Source organism: Clostridium sp. B9 (genome assembly GCF_050509515.1).
GTDB lineage: Bacteria > Bacillota > Clostridia > Clostridiales > Clostridiaceae > Sarcina.
The window spans coordinates 854,311-878,497 of the sequence record NZ_JBNWKA010000003.1 but is presented as its reverse complement, the minus strand read 5'-3'; the positions used below and the strand labels follow the sequence as shown (position 1 = coordinate 878,497).

Genomic DNA, 24,187 nt, shown 5'->3' with positions numbered 1-24,187 from the left:
TACTAATTGGGGTTTTTAAACAAAAAATGACCCCTACAAAATACAAAAGCATATAATTATGGTTTGTACTTTGTAGGAGTCATTAGCATAAAGCATTTAATGGCGAACTCCATCGCCCGTAAAAATTACTTTAAAATAGTAACATAATTATGAATACTTGTCTACATTTAATTTAATAACTCTTCTTTAATCATGTATTTATTTGTTATATAATCCAATTATAGTATTTTATTAAACAAAAAGATTTTTAAATATTGGAGTGATAGAAAATAATGAAGGTAGGTACTTAAGAAGTTTTTACTTGTATACCAATTAAGCTTATTAAATAACTTTTTAATAAAGCTTGCAAACAATATAATGATACTATACAGTCTAGTAATTTTCAAAATATGTTTGCAAGATTTAATAATATGCTATGTTTTCAACAACCATTTTAACTTATCTTACTCTTTTTGATCTTCCATATATTATTAGTGCAACTAAAGAAAAGAATATAGGGCCTGCTATCATCCACAGTGTTGAACTCCAATCTCCATTTATTGCTGGTGATATTATTGTAAATACATTAGCGAATCCAACAACAAACACTGTTGCTATTGTTCCTATCAAAGCTATGCCTTCACCTTTGTATATTTCAAAAGGCTTCTCAATTTCCTTCTTTCTTTTAAATGAATAGAAGGCCCCTGCTATAAACATATATGGAATTGTCATTGCAACATTAGTCATAAGTACAAGTTTTGAGAAGAATCTTGATGCTCCCTCTCCACCAAATGATACTAATAAAATTATTACAACAACTATAATACATTGAGCTATCATTGCATTTCTTGGCACACCATCTTCAAGCTCGGCTATTTTCTTAGGCCAAACTGATTCTGGAGTCCCTTCTATCAATTGTCTTAATGGAGAATAAACCCCTGTAAAGAATGCTCCAACTAAAGCAAAGAACATTGATAATCCTACAAATCTTGATATCCATAATCCTAAGTTTAAAGCAGTAGACTCTGCTAAATCCAATGCTAATCCTAATTGATATCCTAAATTTCTCATTAATACATATGCAACATTACCCATATGTACAGTTTTAAATGATAAAGCATCATTCCAATTTGTAAATACTCCACACATTAATATTCCTAAAGAATATCCAATAGCTATTACAGTTGCTGCTAGTATTATTCCTTTTGGAAATGTTCTTGTTGGATTTTCCGTTTCATCAACTAATCCTCCAACAACCTCTATTCCACCATAAGCAAATATAGCAAAAACAGAAAATGAAAGAATAGAAATCACACTTTGATAATCTGGATTTGGAGAATTAATAAAATCCATAGATGTGCTTATAGGTTGTGCTAAGGTAAAATCATTTAAAACAAAAATAATTATTGCCCCTAAAATTAAAATTACATTTAATAGCATTACAAAAATACCTGCAGTGCTAGTAACTTTTTTAATTTTATCTATACCTCTTGTAGCTATGGCTGTTATAACAATTATCAGTACACATCCTAAAACCCCTAAACTCTGAGTTGAATTTAATCCTAAAAATCCCCAAGTATTTGTTGTATCCTTACCTGTTATTGCATTAGATAAAGGTATCCATATACTTGATGATATATTAACCATCCATATTAAATAGGCAGCATACCACATAAATGTTCCAACAAAAGCATACTTCTCTCCTACGGATTTTTCCATCCATGAATATATTCCACCTTTTTCTGTTTTAAAGGCAGCTCCATACTCTGCAATCATAAATGCAAAAGGAATTAAGAAGGCTACAGCAGCTAAAACATACCATAATATTGCTCCATATCCCATTAAATAAAATGCTCTTGGCATATTAGCAAAACCAAATACTGTCGTAAATATCATAAGAACTAATTGACTCAAATTAAGCTTACCCTGTTTGTCACCCATAAAACCAGCTCCTCATCATAAGTTATACTTTTTATCTAGTTTTACTAATTAGCCCATTATTTATTTAAGCAATATTTGGCAAGTTTTCTATATAAATATTATATATGTTTTACACTCTTTTTATCTCTATATCACTAACAACCTTAATTCCATTGTCCATCATTGAATTTAAGAATATATAATTTAAAAATTCTGCTCTATGCATCTCCATATCAAAAGTATCTACAAGATTTTTTGGCACAAATATTTCTCCACTTCTATTAACTCTATTAAAATCTGCTCTAAGACTTATAGCTAATTGATAAATACATATATCTGTACAATCGCCTACTATTATTATATTATCTATTTCCTCTTCCTCTAAAACAAACTTTTCTTCTAAATATCCATTTGTTGAATTCTTCTTTATAACCTCTATTCCCTCTAGATTTAGTTCATCAACTAACTCCCATTCATCACTATCTTCCATACAATGTTTTGGGTACGCTTTTAATTCTATTGATTCTTCTGTATGATAATCTGTAAATGCTTTAACTTTAATCCCTCTTTCTAAAGAAGCTTTTGCTAAATCACTTATTGGTTTAACTAAAGCTTCTATTCTTGGACTATATAACGCTCCAGATTTTGCAAATCCTTTATTTATATCAACTATTAAAACTAATGTTTTTTCTGGATTTAAATTATCTAAATCTAGTTTTTCTAATCCCTTAAACCTTTCATAGATTCCTTCCATCATATCATTGCTTTCTTTTAACAAAACGTCTTTATTAATCATGTTAATCCCCCCAAATTCATAATATAGTTATTAATTAAGCAAGTTATTAAAATTATTATCTACGTAACTCCTAATATTATCAATAAGTAAAAGCTCACCTTAACAATTCATTAATATTTTTTTCACTAATTGATTAATTTATTTTAAACAACTATAATCAAATAGTAATAAATTACAAGGAGGTCTAATATTGAACAATTTTTTTAAAAACAATCTTTTATACTTTAAAATAATACTAGTAGTAATAGTATCTTATATATCAATAAAACTTATAGATAATATGTCAGACGTTATGTCTGCCCTTGATACTATGCTAACTATTCTTTCTCCTTTTATTTTAGCTTTTATAATAGCTTACATATTGAATCCAATTGTAAATCTATTTAATAAAAGATTTAAATTATCTAGAGGCTTAAGTATAGTTGTGACTTATTTATTATTTGTGATCTCAATATCACTAGCTTTAACTTATTTATTCCCTAAATTATATACAAGTTTAGTTGAATTAATTGATAATATACCTGAATTTACAGTTTATGTACAAAATTTATTTACTGAAATAATGGCTAAATTCAAGATTCCAGAAGGTATGAATGCTTATTTACCTCATAGTGATAGTAGTAAATTTATAGCTTCAATGGGGCTTATGATTTCTTCATTATCAAACTGGCTATTAGAAACAGCTATAAGTTTGACAAGCTCATTAATTAACTGGGTATTTGGATTCTTAATATCAATATATGTTTTAATTGATAAGGACAAGTTCCTTTATGTTGGTGGCAAAATCACTCGTGTTGTCTTTGGAAAAAAAATTGGAGATAGCTTAATAAGATTTGTCAAAATTCTTAATGAAAAGATAGGTACTTATGTTGGAATAAAGGCAATTGACTCTTTAATAATAGGTATTTTAGCTTTCATAGGATTAACTATAATGAAATCTGACTATACATTATTATTATCAGTTGTAGTAGGAATAACAAATATGATTCCTTACTTTGGTCCATTTATAGGAATGGTTGTTGGTTTCTTTATCAATGTTTTTGTAAGTCCACTAAAAGCATTATTTGTTTTAATTTATTTATTCTTATTACAACAATTCGATGCTTGGTACTTAGATCCAAAACTTATAGGAAACAGAGTTGGACTAAGCCCATTCTTAGTAATCTTAGGTGTTACTATTGGAGGAGCTGTTTATGGTCCTATAGGAATGATTTTAGGAAGTCCTGTAATGTCAGTATTTAAAATCTACCTAAAAAAACTAATAAACAAGTTCGAATATAGAGCTGAGTAATTGACTATTTTTTAAGTAAGTATAATTCTATATACAATAAAAAACTTGCAAGTATTTTAAGAGCTAAATATCCTCTTAATTTTACTTACAAGTTTTTTTATTTATGGCTCTGTTTTAAAGCAGTGTTGATTTCTAGACACAGCTGAAAGACCCTCTTAATAAACAATAGAAACTCTTTGCGAAATTAAGCTAGGTCTGAAGATATAGCTAGAAATCAATACTAACTTAAAACAGAGCCTTATTTATATGTAAAAAGCAAGACCTAGACAGGCTGCAATTATTATTACTAGTATTGGATGAACCTTTTTAACCAGTATTAAAAACATACATATTCCAGCTATTATTATTGATTTTATATCATGATAAGATTCTTTTGATAAACTTATAAAAGCATTTATTACTAAGGCTATTATAACAGGCTTCATTCCCATTAATGCACCTTGGATTTTCTTATTTTCTTTAAATTTATCTAAAGTTTTACTTGCTATAATTACTAAAATGAAAGCTACTAACACAACACCTAATGATGCTATTAAGCTTCCAACAACTCCACCTACCTTATATCCAACGAAGGTTGCACTATTTATCGCTATTGGTCCTGGAGTCATTTGTGAAATACCTATAATATCTAAGAACTCACTTTTTGTAATCCAAGCGTATTTAGTTACAACTTCTCTTTCTATAAATGGAATCATTGCCATTCCACCACCAAAACTAAATGCTCCTATCTTTAAGAAAGCTAAAAACAATTCTATTAATACTATCATTATTTTTCACCTCTTCCGTAATAAAGTACTCCATAAATTCCACCAGCTATTATTACAACTATTGGATTTATATTGAATACAGTTAAGGCTACAACAGCTAATGCCATAACAATAAGATTAATAGTAGTCTTTTTTAAAGACTTTGAAAGAGATAAAACCCCTGATAAAATAAGCATTGGTACTGCCGCTGATATCCCTATAAAAGCTAAATTAACATAATAATTATGTCTAAAATTCATAAAGAACATAGCAATAGAAAGTATTATTAATATTGAAGGAAGAGCTGTTCCTAATAAAGCTATTATAGCTCCTCTTAATTTACTAATTTTATAACCAATATAAGTTGTACAATTTATAGACATTACTCCTGGTAAACTTTGAGCAACTATTAGTGCATCCATAAATTCATCTTCTGTAAGCCATCCTTGTTTATCAACTACTTCCTTTTGAATTAAAGGAATCATTGCATATCCTCCACCAAAAGTAAAAGCCCCAATCTTAAAAAAAGACTTAAACATATTGAATTCTATATTCATACTGCCTCCATTAAATAAAAAAGTAGAGGTGCTTCAACTCTTGAAACACTCTCTACCTATTCTAGCCTAAATTTAATTTCATTACAAACTCATCTGTAAGAATACTTTTACTTTTTGATTTTACTAATCTTAATATAGAATCTGATCTTTTCACAGCTATAGTTACCGGTATATTATATCCATCTTCTTTCTCAAAATACATAAGTGGTTGTCCTGTTAAAACCTCTCCACCTATTTCAATCATAGGTTCAATTGACTTCATATTTTTATTTACGTGAGTACTAACTATTACATATACTCCATCATCCAATTTTATTTCTATAATACCAGCTTCTTTAGAAATATTAATTACCTCTCCATCAACAGGTGAAAAGAAAAATTCATTATGTGAACTTAAACTTATGATATCCTCAATTTCATTCATACTAAAAGCCTTATTATTTAATACAACATAGTCTAAAACGGTACCATCACTTGGTGCCATAATTTGAACTTCCCCTCTATATTTACTTAACATAACAAACACCTCTTATTTCAAGAATTTTCTGAATATTAATTTATATGATACCTATTCTAAAAATATATCTACTTTTTTAAAGTTTTTTGATTGTTTTTTATTGATTTTGAATGTTTATGGATGTATAATCAAAATATAAGGTTTTAGGAGGTAATTATGTTAAGTGAAAAAAGACATGAAATAATACTAAACTTATTGAAATTAAAAGGTTTTGTTAGTTTAACAGAACTATTAGAAGCTACTGAAAGTTCCGAGTCTACTATAAGAAGAGACCTTAGTTATTTAGAGTCTGTAAACCTTTTAAAGAGAGTTCATGGTGGTGCTAAGGAACTAGATAATGTGGCTAAGGAATTAAGCTATAACGAAAAATCATCCAAAAACATTCACGAAAAAAGAGCAATAGCAAAATATGCAGCATCCTTAATAAAAGATGGTGAATGTATTTTTATAGATGCAGGGACATCTACTTATGAATTAATCGATTACTTAGAAAACAAAGATATATTAGTTGTAAGTAATGGATTATCTCATATAGATACACTTATTCAAAAGAATATTAAGTGCTATGTTATAGGTGGAAATGTAAAAATATCTACAAAAGCTATAACTGGCTGTGATGCCTTAATGTGCTTATCAAAATTCAGATTTGATAAATGCTTCTTAGGAGCAAATGGTGTACACCCTACTTTTGGATTAACTACACCAGATACTGAAGAATCAATAATAAAAGAATGTGCTATAAATAATTCAAGAAAAGCTTATGTACTAGTTGATGATTCTAAATTTGGAGAAATATCAACAGTAAAATTTGCAAACATAGAAAAATGTACGATTATAACTAACGAAAAACCAGAAGACAATACATATGAAGAAAAAACAGAAATAAAGGTGGTTGATATTTAATGATTTATACTCTAACTCTTAATCCTTCTATAGATTATGTTATAGAAGTACCTAATCTTGAACTTGGAAAAGTAAATAGAACTTCTCAAGATATTAAATTTCCTGGTGGAAAAGGAATAAATGTATCTAGAATGTTAAGTAGTCAAGGTACTGAAAACATAGCTTTAGGATTTTTAGGTGGATTTACTGGTGAATTTATAAATAACAAGTTAAAAACTTATGGAATAACAACAAACTTTATAAAGGTTAACGGAGACTCAAGAATAAATGTTAAAGTTAAATCTAATGAAGAAACAGAAATAAATGGAGCTGGTCCAAATATATCTAAAGAAAATTTAGATACTCTATTTAAAAAGCTAGACGCATTAAAAGAAGATGATATATTGGTGCTTGCTGGAAGCATCCCTTCTACTCTACCTAAAGATTTATACTTACAAATTCAAAAAAGAGTTTGTAATAATAATGTAAAAGTAGTTGTTGATACATCTGGAAAAGCTCTTTTAGAAGCTATAAAGAATAAACCATTTTTAATTAAACCAAATAATCATGAAATTGAAGAAATATTTAATGTAAAAATAAAGTCTGAAAAAGAACTTATATCTTATGGTAAGAAACTAGTTGAACTTGGAGCAGAGAATGTAATTATCTCAATGGCTGGAGATGGTGCTCTATTAATAAATAGTAATGGAATTTTTAAAGGAAATGCTCCAAAAGGAGAAGTAAAAAATTCTGTTGGTGCTGGCGACTCATTAGTTGGAGGATTTTTAGCAGAATACGTAAAAACTAATGATATATTAAAATCATTCAAAAATGGAATAGCATCTGGAAGTGCTAGCGCATTTTCACTAGATTTAGCAAAGTACGAATTCGTAAAAGAACTTTTACCAATGATAGAAATAAACCCATATAAGGAGGATTAAAACATGAAAATTTCTCAACTATTAAGTGTTGATACAATTAAACTTAACCTTTCAGCGACTAAAAAAGATGAAGTAATAAATCAATTAGTAGATGTTTTATGGGATGCCGGAAAACTAAATGATAAGTCTCTTTACAAAAAAGAAATCTTAAAAAGAGAAAGCCTTTCTTCAACAGGTATTGGTGAAAGAATAGCTATCCCTCACGCTAAAACTTCTGCAGTAAATAATGCTGCATTAGCTCTTGGTATATATAAATATGGCGTAGATTATGATTCTCTTGATGGGGAACCTGTAAATATAGTATTCATGATAGCAGCTCCAGAAGGTGCTAATAATGAACACTTAGAGACTCTGTCTAAACTATCTGTATTACTTATGAATCCAGAATTTAAAGCTGGCCTTTTAAATGCAAATAGTCCAGAAGATGTATTAGATCTTTTAGATAAATTTGAAGAAAAGGAAGCTGATGAAGAAACTTCTACCCTAGCGGAAAACGATTCAAACCAAAAATACATCCTTGCAGTAACTGCTTGCCCTACTGGTATAGCTCATACTTATATGGCAGCAGATTCACTTAATAAAACTGCTAAGGAAATGGGATTAAGCATAAAAGTTGAAACAAACGGTTCAACTGGTGTTAAAAATAAAATAACTAATGAAGATATAGAAAAAGCTGATGGAATAATAGTTGCAGCTGATAAACAAGTAGATATGGCTAGATTTAATGGTAAAAAAGTAGTTATCGTACCTGTTGTACAAGCTATGAAAAGACCTAAAGAACTTATAAATGAAGCATTAAATGGCTCTGCCCCAGTCTACTCTCATTCAGGAGACAAATCTAACTCAGCATCTAATAAAACTGAGAGAAGAGGATTCTATAAACACTTAATGAATGGTGTTTCTAACATGCTACCTTTCGTAGTTGGTGGTGGTATATTAATAGCTATCTCATTCATGTTTGGTATTCACTCAGCAGAGGTTGGAGATCCAACATTCAATCCAATAGCTAAACTTTTAAAAGATATAGGTGGAGCTAATGCTTTCTTCCTTATGATTCCTGTGCTTGCTGGATTCATAGGTTCAAGTATAGCTGATAGACCTGGTTTCGCACCTGCTATGGTTGGTGGATTAATAGCTTACAATAGTAATGCTGGTTTCCTTGGTGGATTAATCGCTGGTTTCCTTGGTGGATATGTTGTTGTATTATTAAAGAAAGTATTTAGTAAGTTACCTCAATCTTTAGAAGGTATTAAACCTGTTTTACTTTATCCTTTATTCGGTATATTAATCACTGGAGCTTTAATGTACTTAGTAATAGTTGGCCCTGTTACTGCTCTTAATAATTCAATAACAGTATGGCTTCAAAATATGGGAACTGGAAACCTAGTACTAATGGGAATTGTTTTAGGTGGAATGATGGCTATAGATATGGGTGGTCCTATAAACAAGGCTGCTTTCACATTTGGTATAGCAATGATTTCAGCTGGTAACTATTATCCACATGCAGCTATAATGGCTGGTGGTATGGTTCCTCCTCTAGCAACAGCTTTAGCTACTACTTTCTTCAAAAATAAATTTACTAAAGATGAAAGAGATGCTGGTTTAACTAACTATATCATGGGAGCAACATTCATAACAGAAGGTGCTATCCCATTTGCAGCTGCTGACCCATTCAGAGTTATTCCTGCTTGCGTTATTGGTTCAGCTTTAGCTGGTGGATTATCAATGATATTCAAAATAGGACTACCTGCTCCTCATGGTGGAATATTTGTAATTCCAATAGTAGAAGGAAATCCTTTATTATACTTATTAGCAATAGCTCTAGGTTCAATTGTATCAGCTCTTATAATAGGATTCTTAAAGAAACCTGTTTCACAAGAAGCTAACTAATAAGATTATAAAATAAAAGATAAAAAGGTCTGTCCAAAATTTATTTGGTACAGACCCTTTTATTTTAGGCACTGTTTCAAACCAGTGTTGATTTCTAGATATAGATGAAAAACCATCTAAATGAGCAATTAGAGTTTCATTGTCTATGGAAAGCTCTATTTTAATAATAACTATTTATTATTTTTGCTCCACTCATCAAGTTGTTTTTGCATTTCAGCTTGAACTTTATCTAATCCAACATCCTTAAGCTTTTTATTCATTTCAGCAAGAGTTTCTTCTGCATTTACACTTCCAGTAACAAGTATAGCCTCATATTCTTTCATAACGTTAGCTATAGCAGCTACTTCTGTTGAAACACTTTCCGTATTAAAACTAAATCCTAAAGCAGGAGATGTTTTTGAATTGTCATTGAACTCTTTAAATACTTCCCACTTATTCTCTGGCTCTTCAACTAATGGAGGTGTTATGAATAAATTGCCTTGAGCAAATGTTGGCACTGTATATCTATCCCTAGCACCTGTTAATTCTAGTTTTCCATCTACCATATTATAGTGAGTTCCTTCTATACCAAATCCAGCTAATGTTCTTAAATACTCATCTGTATTTAAAAGATTTAAGAACTTCATAGCTTCTTCAGGATGCTCTGATTGAGATGATATAGCGTTCATAGCTCCTGTAGTTGATTCAGTTGTAACATATGGATCTGAAGCCGGCGTTACTACTACATCCACTCCAAAGTTTTCTGACCAAATATTCTCTGCAAAAGGTTGTCCATCAGCCTTAGTAACAAACCACTCATAAGTATTCCTCTTAGCAGTATCAGTATTTACAGCTGCATCCTTATTTATATATCCATTCTCATAGAATTCATTCATCTTCTTAACAAAGTTAACAGTTTCTTCAGTTTCAAACATATTCTCAACCTTTAATTCACCATCAACTAAGTTTATTCCTAATGGTTTTAATACTTTATCAAAAGCTACTGGCACCCCAAAATCATTAGTTAAGAATAAAGGAACTACATCCTTTTCTTTCTCACTTATAAGCTTAAGCCATGGCTCTAAATCATCAGCAGTCTTTATTTCTTCATATGGAACATCATACTTTTCTACTAATTCTTTATTAAATATCCAGTAAGGTGCTAACCCAATTTCCTTACTAGTAGGTACTCCATAAATTTCACCATCAATCTTTGTACCCTCCCAGAATCTTTCATCTACAGCTTCATATACTTCTTTACCATGTTCCTCAACTAAATCATTTAAAGGTTTAAATGCACCCTTTCTTGCATTTACATTATAATTGTTTGCCCATGAACAAGTGAAAGCTATATCATATGGCTCTCCTGAGTTAACTATTACATTCATCTTTTGGTCATAGTCACCAAAATCTATTCTCTTTATACTTACAGTAGCCCCAATCTTGTCTACTATATACTCATTTATTTTTTCTTCCACAAGAGAATCATCTGCTTGTGGAGCTCCAATTGTGTACCATACTAAATTAACAGGCTCCTTACTAGCTTCTCCGCCCCCTGTTGAGTTACTGCCACATCCAACTAATCCCCCTGTGAATAGTGCTGCCGCCAACGTTAAAACCAAAAATCTCTTTCTCATAATTTCTCCCCCTTGTAAATCTTGTAAACATTTACTTAAATAGATATTACCATATATGTAATTACTTTTCAACCTAATTTCTTTGTAATAAACTCTAAATGTAATTACATTTGTGTGAACACAAAAATAGGGTATCTGATTTCAGATACCCTATTTATTATATATAAACTCTATTTAATTCTATAAAAACTATAACATAATTATTATAAAACAAACTTAAACACTTCTACTACTAAAGCTGCTATACCAGCACTTATTGGAATTGTTAATATCCAAGCCCAAACTATACTTTTTGCAACTCCCCATTTAACTGCTTTAGGGTTTTTAGAAGCTCCAACTCCCATGATAGTAGTTGTTATAATATGAGTTGTACTTACTGGTGCATGGAACATAGTTGCTATTCCAATAACCCCTGCAGCCCCTGTTTGAGCCGCAAATCCATTAACTGGATTTAACTTAGCAACACCACTACCCATTGTTTTTATAATTTTCTGACCACCTATTGATGTTCCAGTTGCCATAGCTATAGCACATAAAGCTATAACCCATGTTGGAACTTCAAAAGTTGATAAGAAACCACCACTTAAAAGTGCCATTGTTATGATACCCATTGATTTCTGAGCATCGTTTCCTCCATGGTTTAATGCCATTAGAGCTCCTGATGCTACTTGTAATTTTGAGAACAATCTATTTACTGGTCCTGGTTTACATTTTCTTAATATCCAGTTTAATGCAATCATAAAGAAATAACCAACTATTAAACCTATTATTGGTGATAGTATAAGCCAAAGTATTACTTCATCAAAAAGTGTACTCCAACTTACTATGTCAATGCTATGAGAATAAGCTATTCCTCCACCTATTAAGGCTCCGATTAATGCATGTGATGAACTACTAGGAATTCCAAAGTACCAAGTAATTAAATTCCATATTATAGCTCCTAATATTACTGCTGCTATTACCCATAAAGGCATCTTGCTCTGGTCTACAATTCCATCTCCAACAGTCTTTGCAACTTCAGTTCCTAAGAATGCTCCAACAAAGTTGAATACTGCACATAAAGCTATAGCTGCTCTAGGTGATAAAGCTCTCGTTGATATTGATGTAGCAACTGCTGTTGCCGTATCATGAAATCCATTTATAAAATCAAAGGCTAATGTTAGAAGGATTATAACAACCGTTACTGCTAAAGTACTAGACATACTTCATCACTACTCCCTCAACTATATTTGCCACTGACTCACAACTATCTAAAGTTGCTTCTAAGAACTTATAAATTTCTCTCCATTTAATTATTTCTAAAACTGGAGTTTTTCCATCTTCAGCAAATAAATCTGATATTATTTGTCTATAGAAAACATCTCCCTTATTCTCTATTTTATTTATTGAAATAACTCTTTCAGTTATTTGTTTATTTTTCTTTTTCATATGTTTAAAATCTTCCATTAAATTTACTAATTCTTTAGAAGAATCTAATATTAATCCAGCTAAAACTTTAGCTCCTTCTCTTGATTCCTCTATATTGAACATAGTAAATCTATGCATTGTACTTTCTATTGAATCTAAAATATTATCCATTATTTTAGTTATAGAAAATATATCTTCTCTATCTATTGGAGTTATAAAAGAATTATTAAGTTCTTCTATAAGGTTATGAACTATTTCATCTCCTTTATGTTCTAATTCTTCCACTCTAGCAATATAGCTTGTCTTATTTTCAAGATCATCTAGCGAATCTCTTAATAATTCAGCTGCTTTTTCAGTATTTTTAGCTTCCTCGATAAACATATCATAAAACTTATCATCTGTAGGATTTAAATTAAACATCTATTTTCATCTCCCGGTTCTTTTTGTGAATTTTTATTGAACAAATTAAGTATAGCACAATAGTATTTCAATTTTAACATTGTACTAATTAATTAACTTACACTTAACACAGAAGTAATAATTTTACTTTATTTTCGAAATAAATCAACAAATAAATTTATTACATTAAATTTTTTCTTCAAAAACACCTTTTTTCAAAATAACTTTAGTTAATTTAATGTTAAACAAATTAACATATTAACGTTAAAATTTATCGTTTAAAACTTCATATTTTATTCAAAATAATTCTTTAAAATAACATTTCAAAAAATAAAACTGTATGTAATACTCTTATTACTAACCTACTTATTAGTTATAAGGATAATATACATACAGTTCTCAAATTCACATTAATTATATGTTTTAAAACAGTCTTATTTATATATAAATTAAAAACTATCTTAATAATTTTTTAGCCTCTATGGCTCTTTGAATTATAGTTATAAATATAATTATAGAAAAAATATTTGTAGCTAAACTTAAATAACTTGATGATAATAAAATCATAAAGGAAAACAAAATAAACCCTTCTGACCTTTCTGCTACTCCAGCTTGATATCTAAAAGACTTAACTCCATTATTTTGAGCTAATGCTCCAACTGTCAAGAATATAGTCATAGATATTAATATCATCATAGTTAAAATTAATAGTTGAAGTCTACTTTCTGGAAACTTTATTGCTAAAACTAAAATAATTCCTAACTCAACTATTCTATCAAAAGTAATATCTAATAACGTTCCCCATGCACTACTTTTATTCATCATTCTAGCCATAGCTCCATCTACAGAATCCAAGTATCCAGATGTCCAAAGAATTATTACTGCTAAAGCCCCCATATCTAAATATATAAATATAGAACTCAATACTCCTAATACCAAAGCAATTACACTAACCATATTAGGAGTTAACTTTAATTTTAAAAGTCCTTTTGCTCCAACTGTAATAAATGGATTAACATACTTTCTTCCATAAGTATCTAACATTAATTTTCTCTCCCTACTTTATTCGCTAATTTAATTCTATTTACCCATTGATTCATAGTACTAACTTCTTTTTGATTCAATCTTTTTCCTATAAGAACATCTTCATTAAATATTAAATCAAGTAGATGTAGTACATTTTTACCTGAGCTTTTAAATGTATTTACACATGATTCACAATAAGAAATTATATTATTACATTCTGTTGAATTAGCTCTTTTATTTTTCTGTTTCTCCCAAAGCTCTTTATTAGTAACTCCAACCATGCCGCCACTACCACAACACTCTGTATTACTCTTATTCTTTTTAAACTCAACAATCTTTATATCTAAATCATTAAGTATATTACGTACTGCTTCATGTATTTGAGGTTCTTTCTTTATTGGACAAGGATCATGCAAAGCAAACTCCTCTTCCAAATCACTATATGCTCCTAAACATCTAGCAGGAACACCTTCATTGCTCATAACTTCCCATAATGTTATAACTTTTATATTTTTAAAGCTCTCGCTAAAAGTTTTGTAACAATTCTCACAAGCAACAATAACCTCATCAACATTTTTACTTTCCAAGTATTCTTCAATACTACTTATATTATTATTAAAAAGTTCTATATCTCCTATATCTTTAGATGGTTTACCACAACATTTTAAAACTATTTCGGTGTCACCTAGCTTCTCATCTAAATACTCTTTAACTTTAAAAATAATTTCATTATCATATCCACTTAAACTACACCCTGGCATAAATACTCTTTTAACGCTCTTATTATTGTGCTTACTTGTTAATAACTTTGAAAAACTTCCTTTCTGATGATTCTGAACAACTCTAAGTTTAAATTTTCTTCTAGTATTCTTAATATCATGCTTATATGATCTAATTCTAAATTTATGAAACATGTCTTTTAAATCAATATCTTTTGGACACACTTCTGTACAAGCATTACAAAGCATACAAGAATATGATATATCTTGAAAGTTTATCTTATAATCATATATATCTTGAAGAATTTTTTTAGGACTTTCTCCAAACGAATTCATCATTGGACAAACTTTATAACAAGCACCACAATCAACACATTTATCTATATTACTCTTTAAATCATTATTTGGCATTTTTTCCTCTTTTCTCATTCCAAACCTTCTTACCCACATATATTGCTATACTCAAAGCAAATAATATCAGTAATCCACTAACTAATAGCTGTGCCCCTCCAGTTAACATTCCTCCTACATAAGAGTAAATTATTGTAGCTGGCAACTGACCTATGCCTGTAGCTATAAAAAATGACCAAAAATTCATTGATGTTAATCCAGCTGCATAACTAACTATATCAAAAGATACAAAAGGTAATAATCTTGCTATTAATATAGTATGTTTACCATACTTACTAAAAAAATCATCTATATCATCTAAAGCAAACTTACTTGTCAATTTCTCAACAGCCTCTCTCCCTAAACCTCTAGCTATAAAGAAACATAAAACAGCTCCAGCCATAGCACTACTCCACGATAACAAAGCACCCTTAATCCATCCAAATATGGCAGCATTGCTTAAAGTTATTAAAAATGCTGGTATTGGTGCAAGTATAGATTGAAGCACCATTAATAAAAAAGATGTTATTGGTGCCCATATTCCAAATGATAATATATACTCTTTTATCATATCTAGATTCATACTGCTTAAATAAAATATCATTTGATTAACCTTACTATTAACACTAGGCACAAATAAATATACTCCAATTAAAGCTACTAGAATTATTAATGTACTAACCCAAGGCTTTCTATTCTTTTTCACCCTATTTCCTCCATTCAACTTTTATATACTAACTAATTATATAACAAAAATATTAAATAACTACACTATTTCAATGAACAATCTAGAGTTTTATTACCTTGAAATATATAATAACACTCTTCGTTAAATCAAATAATTCTCAAAAGCTAGCTAATATCAAAACTCATTTTAATTAAAATCTAATTAATTATATAAATATAGGCTATACCAAAATATGGATAATAACAAAACTTTTAAAATTACACCTAGTTTAAAATAATGTAAAATTACTACTGTCCTATTATTAAGCATTTTGATATAGCCTATTAGACTATTTATGAAATAATATTTTTATACTACTTAACTACAAGTTCTGGATGTGCAGTAGCCCACTCATAATATGAAGCATCATAGTTTTTAGCATGATATCCTAACATATTTAGTATTAATGCTAAATGAGCTGAACGTATACCAGCTGTACAATAAGTAACTATTTCTTGATCTTTACTTAATCCAGCCTTCTCAAATATTGCATTTAACTCGGCTTCTGATTTAATAGTTCCATCTTCATTGTAAACCTCATTAAAAGGTAAAGATATAGCTCCCTTTATATGGCCTCCAACAGCTTCACCAAACTTAGTTGCTCCATCGTACTCCTCTTTAGCTCTTGAATCTACAATTGTGTATTTATCCATATTTTTATATAAATCTTCTGTTGTTATAGTTGTACTTGAATCTATCTGATCTATTGTTAAATCCTTTGATACAACTACAGGCACTTCATTTGTTGTTGGTAGTTCATCTTTGCTCCAAAGATCATATCCACCATCTAACATTTTAGAATTTAATCCAGCTGACTTAAGCTCCCATGTTAATCTTCCATCTTCACCCCAGCCACTTTTATTAGCATATGTTATAATTTCTGTATCTTTATCTATTCCTAAGGCACCTAATTTCTCACTTAGCTGATCTTTATCTAAGGCTACACCCCAGCCCTTATCTCCTGATTTACCTTTCATATTAGCTAAACTTTGCCAAGCCACATTTATAGCTCCAGGTATATGTCCTTTATTATATTCCTTTTCACTTCTTCCATCTAAAACAACAACATCCTCATTATCTAAATTGTCTTTAAGCCAGTCAGCAGTTACAAAGTAATCATTACTATATTCCTGGTTTTCAACTGCCCCCTTTTTATCATTGTTCTGCTCTTTATTGTTAGTACATCCAACAAAAGTTGTACCAATAATAGCTACTGCGCAAGTTGCAGCTAAAAACTTCTTGAACTTCATAAAATCACTCCTTTAAAATTTGATTATATTAAATAAATTAATAACGCTATAACTAGATTATTCTGCCCCTGGATTTTTTCAATTTTTACCCTTTATTAACACATTATATATATTACTATAATTTTCTTAATTTATTCTTTTTTATTAGCAATAAAAAAACGAGTATTATTAAAATAACACTCGTTTTCTAAAAAATACTTATATTTAGTATAAAAGTTAATTATTAACCCTTAACTCCTCCAATATTAACTCCCTCTGTTAGTTTTTTATGAACTAATGAGTAAATTATCATTGTTGGAACCATTACAATAACTAGACCTGCAAATAATGCACCCCAGTCAGTAGCAAACTTTTGAACTTCCATTAAGTTCTGTAAACCTACTGGTAAAGTCTTTTTATCTGCATCTGTTATGAAAGTCATAGCCATAGCATACTCATTCCAGTAGTTCATGAAGTTGAAGATCATAATAGTGATTATACCTGGCTTAGCTAGTGGAACAACTATCTTTGTTAATATTTGAAGATTAGTACATCCATCTATCATTGCTGCCTCTTCATAGTCTTTAGCAATACCTTTCATAAATCCACTCATGATGTAGATTGAAAATGGTAAACTTAATACTGCGTATACAAGAGATAAAGCTAATAGATTATTTAGTAAGTTCATTTGCTCCAATATTGTGAATAAAGGAACTATTATATATACTGGCTGAATGAATAATCCTGCCATGAATAAGTTCTTTATAAAGTTACATCCAAAGAACTTCTGTCTAGCTAAAACATATGAAGCTGGTACACTTAAACATAATGATAATGTCATAGCTATCACAGTTACTAAAATTGAATTAAAGAAGTAAGCTCCCATGTTAGCTTCTGTAAATGCAGTTACATAGTTTGCAAATCCAAAACTACTTGGTAAAGACCATGGACTGGCATAGAATTCTTTAGTAGTTTTAAAAGAAGACATTATTGTCCATATTATTGGAACTATAACTAAAATTGTTGCTGCAATTAATACTATTCTTAATAATGTGTTCGCTATTATTTTTTTGCTTTTATTCTCAGTATCCATACCTACACTTTTCTTTTTCTTAGTTTCTAACATGTTACCTCACTCCTTTCTGTTGTAATTTTTTTATTCTTCTCTCTTCCTTTGCATCAGAATCACTTAATTTGTTTATTATTACTGCAAGGATCATGGCGAATGCAAATATAGTTACCCCAACTGCCATTGCATATCCATATTGAGAGTTTGTAAATGCTTGTTTATACATATATGTTAATAGAACTTCTGATTTTCCATTTGGTCCCCCCTTAGTCATTACAGTTACAAATATGAAACTTAAGTTAAGTGCTCCTGTTATGAAGAACGCAAATGTTACCCTAACAACATCCCATAAAAGTGGTAATGTTACATATCTAAACTTTTGCCAAGCCGAAGCTCCTTCTAAATAACAAACTTCGTAAAGTGATGGAGATATTCCATCTAAACCAGCTATATAGATTACCATATAATAACCAACTGCTTGCCATACCATAGTTATAATTAATGCCCATAAAACTAACTTTGAATCTCCAAGCCATGCTAGGTTTGCTAACTTATCTAAGCCAATCATTTCGAAGAACGCTTTAAGTATTCCTATTGACGGGTCATAAACATATGTAAATAAAACCCCTATAACAACCATTGATAAGATATTTGGGAAAAATAATACAACTCTGTAGAAATTTCTTTCTTTTAATTTACTTTGAGTTATTACTACAGCTAAGAATAATGATAGGATTATAGTTAAAGTTGGGAATAATACAAGTATAAAGAATGTATTACCAAAGGCTTCCTTAAAGTATCTATCACTGAAAAGTGCCTGGAAGTTTTCTAATCCTACAAATACTGGTTCACCTGAAATCCCACTCCATTCATATAAAGACATCATGAATCCTTTTCCTATTGGATATAGCATAAATATTGTGAATAGTATAAGTGCAGGCAATACACACATTGCTAAAAATATTTTTCTTTTATTGTCATTCATGAAATTTCACCCCCTATAATTTTAAAGAAGGAGAAGAATTTCTCCTCCTTCTAATTTCTTTATTGCTTTATTGCTTATTTATTATTCAACAATTTCTTTAGCAAGAGTTTGTGAATCTGCTTCTAAGTTTTCAATCCACTCATCAACAGTTAATTCTTTGTTTATGATGCTTCCTACTGGTCCGAATAAGCTATCTTGTCTAAAGTCAATCTTAGCGTTTGTTGGCTTGAATGATAATGTTATTGGTTGAGTTCCTTCTTCAACAACTTTATAAGCCTCATATCCTGACGCATCTAATGAGTCTTTAGCTTTATCAACAGCTCCCTTAACTGGAACTACAGCCTTAGCTATTTCAGCATTCTTTTGAACCATAGCATCTGTGTATTGGAATGCTAAGAAGTCTTTAGCTAATTCAACTTGATCTGAATTTGATGGGATATACATTTGCTCTATCATAGTAGTTACATATGGAGTATCTCCCTCTTTAAATGCTGGTGGAGCCATGAATCCGAATTCAAATCCTTCTGGAATAGCATCCTTCATTTCACCTTCTAACCAGCTACCACATGGTAAAAATAAAGCTTTTCCATTTAAGAACTCAACCTGAGCTTGAGTATGGCTCATACCAACTGTTCCATTAAGAACTCTATCTTCATCAGCCATCTTTTGGAATACATCTAAAGCTTTCTTAACATTAGGGTCTTTCCATGCTCCCTCTTCATAAGCAAATATCTTATCTAGAGCTTCTTCTCCAGCAGCACTTGCTAACATTGGGAATATTATAGCTTCATTATATCCAGGAGCTTGTCCTTGATAAGTGTAAAGAGCTATATCTTCTTCCTTAGCCTTATCTCCTAAAGCAAAGAACTCATCCCAAGTTTTTGGAACTTCCCATCCTTTTTCTGCAAATAAAGCTTTGTTATACCACATACCAGTTACATTGTAGTAAAGTGGTGCTAAATGAACTTTTCCATCTCCATATGGAGCTGTAAGTGGTGTATCTAAGAATCCAGGTAATATTTTATCTTTTAGCTTTTGTCCTGGATTATCTGGATCTTCTCTATCAAATACATCAGTTAAGTCTGCTAATGCTTTATCTTTTATTAATGCGTTAGCTATACCTGATGGATCGTTTGAACTTAAATATATAAAATCTGGAGTGTTATCTGATGATAACTTAGGTCTTATGATATCTCCTATTTTAGGATTTGCTTCCATCTTAACTTCTACATCTGGATTCTCTTTTTCAAAAGCATCTATACAAGCTTCCCAATACTCTTTACCAAATCCACCTTCAAAAACAGCTATTTCTAAAACTTTTTTCTCTCCAGAAGCTTCTTCTCCTTCACCTTCTGTTTGCTCTTCAGATGGCTTTTCTCCCTCTGCAGGTTTGTCTGAACCACCACATCCAACGAAAACTGAAGCAGCAATTGCTGTTGCACATGCAACTGTTAGCATTTTTACTAATTTTCTTTTCATAATCTTTCTCCTCCAATACCCTTACTTTCTTTACTGTGTAAACATTTTCTTTACAATATTATGATACTTCCAAATGGAATTTTTTTGAATATAAGGATTTTACTTAAACATGTATTATTTTTACAATATTTATATAAAATAAAAATATTCTATATTTACGTCAATATTTTATTGCTATAATCTTTTTTAAATTTAGATGGACTAACCCCATAAAACTTTTTAAAAACCCTATTAAAATAAAATTGATCTGTCATCCCTATACTATTTGCAACCTCTTTTATCAAATTATCTGGTGATTTTAACATTTCCTTTGCCTTTTTCATCTTGGCTTCATTTATAAAATACATAAGATTTTTTCCAGTTTCATTCTTAAATATTCTACTTAAATAACTCTCATTTAAATTTACGGCATTAGCTACCATAACCAAAGTAATCCTCTTGTCTATATTTTTTTCAATAAAATCTATAATTTCATTAACCTCTTTCTTATAGTTCGTCTCCTTACTCTTTATATATCTTCTATTTATATAATCAATAAATATTTCTGCATTATTTACAAGTTCACTCTTATTTTCACTTTTTAATATATTTCTCTTTAAAAGCTTTAACTCACTTAAATCTTCCTCTTGAACATACTCATGATTTTCTATAAGTTCACATATAAAATAAACATGATTCAATAAATTTTTAGGCTTAATATTTATATCTGAGCACCTTCGAATAAAATCTTTAATCAAATCTTTATTGGCTGATATTTCTCCAGCATCTATATTCTCTTCTATAACATCTACAAATTCTTTTTTTAGCTTTATTGCATCATTAAATCCTAAGAATCCATCCTCAAAAATGAGATTTCCCTCACGCTCATAGAATCTTAAGCTTAATATCTCTTCAGCATTCATAAAAGATGCTTTAAGACTCTGTAGACTATTAAATTCCTTTGTTATAACAGCACTTACAGTTATATTTAAATAAAGCTTTATTAAATTTTGTATATTAGTTGTTTTTAGCTTTAAATCCCTTCTCTCTAAATCACTTACAAATATATACTTGTGATTATTTATAGGAATAATATTAACTTTATTCCTATTAAATTCTTCTCTTATTATGTTTTCTATAGTTACTGCTAATTTATTTTTATCCTTTATTTTATCTTCATAAACTTTTTTATGATTATCTATACAAATACAAGCTGCACTATGTTTCTCATCAAACCCCTTAAATTCACTCCAATCATCAATATTACTAATAAGTTCTTCATAAGAAATTTCATCTTTTAAGTATTCTCTTATTAGAGAAACTTTAGCTAATTTCTTTGTTTTATTAAATTCATTTTGAAATTTAACCTCAATTTTTTCGTTCTCTTTTTCATCTTTTAGATTTGAGTAAAACTTATCTATTATATCTTCTAACTCCTTTGGTCTAAGCGTAACCTTTAATAAATAATCATCTGCACCTTTCTTCATAGCCTCTCTAACTAATTCATATTCCCCATGATTGCTTAAAACAAGTATTTTCCCTTTAAACCCTCTTTCCCCTAACTTTTCTATAAGTTCAATACCATCTAACCCCTTCATTTTTAGGTCTGTTATTACCAAGTCACCACCATGCACATCTAAAATTTCTAATACTTCAGCTCCATCCTGAGCAAGTCCAACTATAGTAAAGCCATGCTCTTCCCACTTAATTATATTTTGCATAGCTATCCTTACTATTTTTTCATCATCTGCGATAATAACCTTAAACATATAACCATCCCCCTAATTTTTCTTAGGAATTTTAATCCTAACATTTGTCCCTACATTTACTTCACTATTTATAGTTGTTCCATATTTCTCTCCAAAGGTAAGTTTTATTCTCTCATCAACGTTATTCCACCCAATGCCTGATAACTTATTATCTTTAGCCTTTTCTTTACTATTGAATCCCTTTCCATTATCATCTATTGAAATCAAAATTTCCTCATTTACTTTTTTAACCCTAATAGTTATTTTTTGATCATCCCTATTCTCATCAATTCCATGTATTATTGAATTTTCAACTATAGGCTGAAGTATAAATTTTATTATTTTATTTTCTAATAGTTCTTCATCAATATCATATTCAACCTCAAATGAATTACCATATCTTATTTTCTGTATTACAACATAATTTTTTATGTTATCTAGCTCCTCTTTTATTGTTACAAGCTCATTTTTATCTATTATTGTATTTCTAAGAAGCTCAGCTAGAGAACTTAGTCCATCACTCACTGTATAATCTTGATTCATAAGTGCCGTCCATTTTAAAGAATTAAGAGTATTAAATAAAAAATGTGGGTTTATCTGAGCCTGTAACATTCTTATTTCTAAATCTCTCTTTTCTATTTCCTGATTTTTAGTTTTTTCTATTAACATATTTATTTGTCTTAGCATAGAATCAAAATTATCTGAAATCACTCCTATTTCATCATTATAGAAATCATCAACTTCAACTTGAAGATCTCCATCTGAAACTCTACTCATCTTACTCATAAGTTTATATAAAGGAACTTTAATGCTTGAATATAAAAAATATGAAACAATTAAAGCTATAAATGTAAAAGCAAAAGTAATTATTATCATTTCTCTTCTTAAGCTCTGTATATCAGAATTAATGAAATTATAAGGAGTTATTGATGTTATATACCAATCAAAACCTTTTAGTTTTCTATATGTTACAACACAATTTTCTCCATTAACGGTAATCTTTCCATTTGTCCCTTTCACACCTTTATTTCTTAAGAAATTCTCTAAACCGGCCTCTTTAAATATAAAATTTTCTTCAATCCTATGTTGAGATATTATTATGTTATTGTTTTCATCAACTACAAATATCTCACTACCATCTCCCATATTTAATAAAGAGAATGAAGATGCAAAAAATTCATTTTTTATTGCCATAAAAACATATCCAACAGTATTTCCTTCATCTTTAACTGGAGTTGCTATGCATATATGTTCCTCATTATTTAATACACTTGAAAACCAGAAAAATCCTGCCTCTGCTTTTTTGGCATATTTTTCAATTTCCTCCCTTTTAAAATACTTAAATCCTTGCATATACACTACGTTATAATCTTTAGAAATAATCTCAACCTCAGCTAAATTAGGTAAAAGCGATAATTTTTTTGAAAAATAATCATTCATGTATCTCTGAAAATCTATTTTTTCCTTAACATCCATAAACTTATAATTTATAAGATTATTTATTATTTCCTCATTGAGACTTAATTCAATAGATGCTCTTTCTAAAAATTCCTTGTTATTGTAAATGTCTTCATCGATAATAGAAAGCATTTGTTCTGAATAATCAATAGCTTTTATCTTTAATACATTAGTTGCTTTTTCATATAATAAAACTCCTAATATGATACTGCATAATATTATTCCAATGGAAAATGATAATGTAAGTCTGTCTTTAATAGATACTTTTCTTAAAACATTTGTTACTTTACCTAATTTTTCTTGAAATTTGTTTATTATTTTACTCACTCCTTAAGTTAATATAATTACATATAATATATATTTTATCATATACTGTATTTTTTTTGAAATTATTTGAAAATAACTCCAACTCATTTTTATGTTAATCTTTCTCTAAT

21 protein-coding genes and 1 riboswitch are annotated in these 24,187 nt (G+C 29.5%); of the genes, 4 read left to right on the top strand and 17 right to left on the bottom strand.

Annotated features, from left to right (window positions below):
• Positions 1-66 precede the first annotated feature (66 nt).
• A riboswitch (Fluoride riboswitch) is annotated at positions 67-126 on the bottom strand.
• Positions 127-438: 312 nt separating this feature from the next.
• Both yjeM and ACQZHJ_RS03955 read right to left on the bottom strand, forming a co-directional pair.
• Positions 439-1,920 carry a glutamate/gamma-aminobutyrate family transporter YjeM gene (yjeM, locus tag ACQZHJ_RS03960; RefSeq protein ID WP_430484250.1) on the bottom strand — a complete coding sequence of 494 codons (1,482 nt, stop codon included), beginning with the start codon at positions 1,918-1,920 and terminating at the stop codon, positions 439-441.
• A gap of 109 nt (positions 1,921-2,029) precedes the next feature.
• Complete coding sequence (locus ACQZHJ_RS03955; RefSeq protein WP_430484249.1) at positions 2,030-2,695, bottom strand: isochorismatase family cysteine hydrolase; 666 nt, start codon at positions 2,693-2,695, stop codon at positions 2,030-2,032.
• 190 nt (positions 2,696-2,885) lie between these two features.
• On the opposite strand from ACQZHJ_RS03955, the gene ACQZHJ_RS03950 reads away from it, so the two are divergent.
• On the top strand, positions 2,886-3,986 hold the full coding sequence (locus tag ACQZHJ_RS03950; RefSeq protein ID WP_430484248.1) for an AI-2E family transporter: 1,101 nt from the start codon (positions 2,886-2,888) through the stop codon (positions 3,984-3,986).
• Positions 3,987-4,228: 242 nt separating this feature from the next.
• Here the strand turns inward: ACQZHJ_RS03950 and ACQZHJ_RS03945 are convergent, their stop codons facing one another.
• The 3 genes from ACQZHJ_RS03945 to ACQZHJ_RS03935 all read right to left on the bottom strand — a co-directional run bounded on the left by ACQZHJ_RS03945 (position 4,229) and on the right by ACQZHJ_RS03935 (position 5,806).
• Complete coding sequence (locus tag ACQZHJ_RS03945; RefSeq protein WP_430484247.1) at positions 4,229-4,753, bottom strand: chromate transporter; 525 nt, start codon at positions 4,751-4,753, stop codon at positions 4,229-4,231.
• Positions 4,753-5,289 (bottom strand): chromate transporter, encoded by a 537-nt coding sequence (locus ACQZHJ_RS03940; RefSeq protein WP_430484246.1) that lies wholly within the window; start codon positions 5,287-5,289, stop codon positions 4,753-4,755. Before ACQZHJ_RS03940 ends, ACQZHJ_RS03945 begins: the two co-directional genes overlap by 1 nt.
• Positions 5,290-5,350: 61 nt before the next feature.
• The gene (locus tag ACQZHJ_RS03935; protein WP_430484245.1) at positions 5,351-5,806 is read right to left on the bottom strand and encodes a PTS glucose transporter subunit IIA; all 456 of its coding nucleotides are present in this window, start codon (positions 5,804-5,806) and stop codon (positions 5,351-5,353) included.
• 156 nt (positions 5,807-5,962) lie between these two features.
• On the opposite strand from ACQZHJ_RS03935, the gene ACQZHJ_RS03930 reads away from it, so the two are divergent.
• From ACQZHJ_RS03930 to ACQZHJ_RS03920, 3 genes are read left to right on the top strand one after another with little or no spacing between them, the layout of a single operon-like run.
• Positions 5,963-6,709 (top strand): DeoR/GlpR family DNA-binding transcription regulator, encoded by a 747-nt coding sequence (locus tag ACQZHJ_RS03930; RefSeq protein WP_430484244.1) that lies wholly within the window; start codon positions 5,963-5,965, stop codon positions 6,707-6,709.
• Positions 6,709-7,629 (top strand): 1-phosphofructokinase, encoded by a 921-nt coding sequence (gene pfkB / locus ACQZHJ_RS03925; protein ID WP_430484243.1) that lies wholly within the window; start codon positions 6,709-6,711, stop codon positions 7,627-7,629. Before ACQZHJ_RS03930 ends, pfkB begins: the two co-directional genes overlap by 1 nt.
• 3 nt (positions 7,630-7,632) lie before the next feature.
• Positions 7,633-9,519, top strand: coding sequence for a PTS fructose transporter subunit IIABC (locus tag ACQZHJ_RS03920; protein ID WP_430484242.1), 1,887 nt, complete (start codon positions 7,633-7,635; stop codon positions 9,517-9,519).
• A 170-nt stretch (positions 9,520-9,689) separates the two neighbouring features.
• Here ACQZHJ_RS03920 and ACQZHJ_RS03915 read toward each other — a convergent pair whose 3' ends face one another.
• The 12 genes from ACQZHJ_RS03915 to ACQZHJ_RS03860 all read right to left on the bottom strand — a co-directional run bounded on the left by ACQZHJ_RS03915 (position 9,690) and on the right by ACQZHJ_RS03860 (position 24,077).
• Complete coding sequence (locus ACQZHJ_RS03915; RefSeq protein WP_430484241.1) at positions 9,690-11,135, bottom strand: ABC transporter substrate-binding protein; 1,446 nt, start codon at positions 11,133-11,135, stop codon at positions 9,690-9,692.
• 203 nt (positions 11,136-11,338) lie between these two features.
• Positions 11,339-12,337 (bottom strand): inorganic phosphate transporter, encoded by a 999-nt coding sequence (locus ACQZHJ_RS03910; RefSeq protein ID WP_430484240.1) that lies wholly within the window; start codon positions 12,335-12,337, stop codon positions 11,339-11,341.
• Positions 12,330-12,962: a DUF47 domain-containing protein gene (locus ACQZHJ_RS03905; protein ID WP_430484239.1), complete on the bottom strand. Its 633-nt coding sequence runs from the start codon at positions 12,960-12,962 to the stop codon at positions 12,330-12,332. Before ACQZHJ_RS03905 ends, ACQZHJ_RS03910 begins: the two co-directional genes overlap by 8 nt.
• A 435-nt stretch (positions 12,963-13,397) precedes the next feature.
• Positions 13,398-13,985, bottom strand: a complete 588-nt coding sequence (locus ACQZHJ_RS03900) for a CDP-alcohol phosphatidyltransferase family protein (RefSeq protein WP_430484238.1) — start codon at positions 13,983-13,985, stop codon at positions 13,398-13,400.
• On the bottom strand, positions 13,985-15,115 hold the full coding sequence (locus ACQZHJ_RS03895) for a (Fe-S)-binding protein (protein WP_430484237.1): 1,131 nt from the start codon (positions 15,113-15,115) through the stop codon (positions 13,985-13,987). Before ACQZHJ_RS03895 ends, ACQZHJ_RS03900 begins: the two co-directional genes overlap by 1 nt.
• A complete protein-coding gene (locus tag ACQZHJ_RS03890; RefSeq protein WP_430484236.1) occupies positions 15,087-15,782 on the bottom strand; it encodes a TVP38/TMEM64 family protein in 696 nt (231 codons plus the stop codon). The genes ACQZHJ_RS03895 and ACQZHJ_RS03890 overlap by 29 nt, the downstream gene beginning before the upstream one ends.
• A 335-nt stretch (positions 15,783-16,117) precedes the next feature.
• The gene (locus tag ACQZHJ_RS03885; protein ID WP_430484235.1) at positions 16,118-17,053 is read right to left on the bottom strand and encodes a sulfurtransferase; all 936 of its coding nucleotides are present in this window, start codon (positions 17,051-17,053) and stop codon (positions 16,118-16,120) included.
• 223 nt (positions 17,054-17,276) lie between these two features.
• Entirely contained in the window at positions 17,277-18,158 is an 882-nt protein-coding gene (locus ACQZHJ_RS03880; protein WP_430484234.1) for a carbohydrate ABC transporter permease, read from the bottom strand.
• A gap of 1 nt (position 18,159) precedes the next feature.
• Positions 18,160-19,086, bottom strand: coding sequence for a carbohydrate ABC transporter permease (locus tag ACQZHJ_RS03875; RefSeq protein ID WP_430484233.1), 927 nt, complete (start codon positions 19,084-19,086; stop codon positions 18,160-18,162).
• An 81-nt stretch (positions 19,087-19,167) separates the two neighbouring features.
• Complete coding sequence (locus ACQZHJ_RS03870) at positions 19,168-20,565, bottom strand: carbohydrate ABC transporter substrate-binding protein (RefSeq protein WP_430484232.1); 1,398 nt, start codon at positions 20,563-20,565, stop codon at positions 19,168-19,170.
• Between the two features lie 155 nt (positions 20,566-20,720).
• Positions 20,721-22,313, bottom strand: a complete 1,593-nt coding sequence (locus ACQZHJ_RS03865) for a response regulator transcription factor (RefSeq protein WP_430484231.1) — start codon at positions 22,311-22,313, stop codon at positions 20,721-20,723.
• Between the two features lie 12 nt (positions 22,314-22,325).
• Positions 22,326-24,077, bottom strand: a complete 1,752-nt coding sequence (locus ACQZHJ_RS03860) for a sensor histidine kinase (RefSeq protein WP_430484230.1) — start codon at positions 24,075-24,077, stop codon at positions 22,326-22,328.
• Positions 24,078-24,187: the final 110 nt, after the last annotated feature.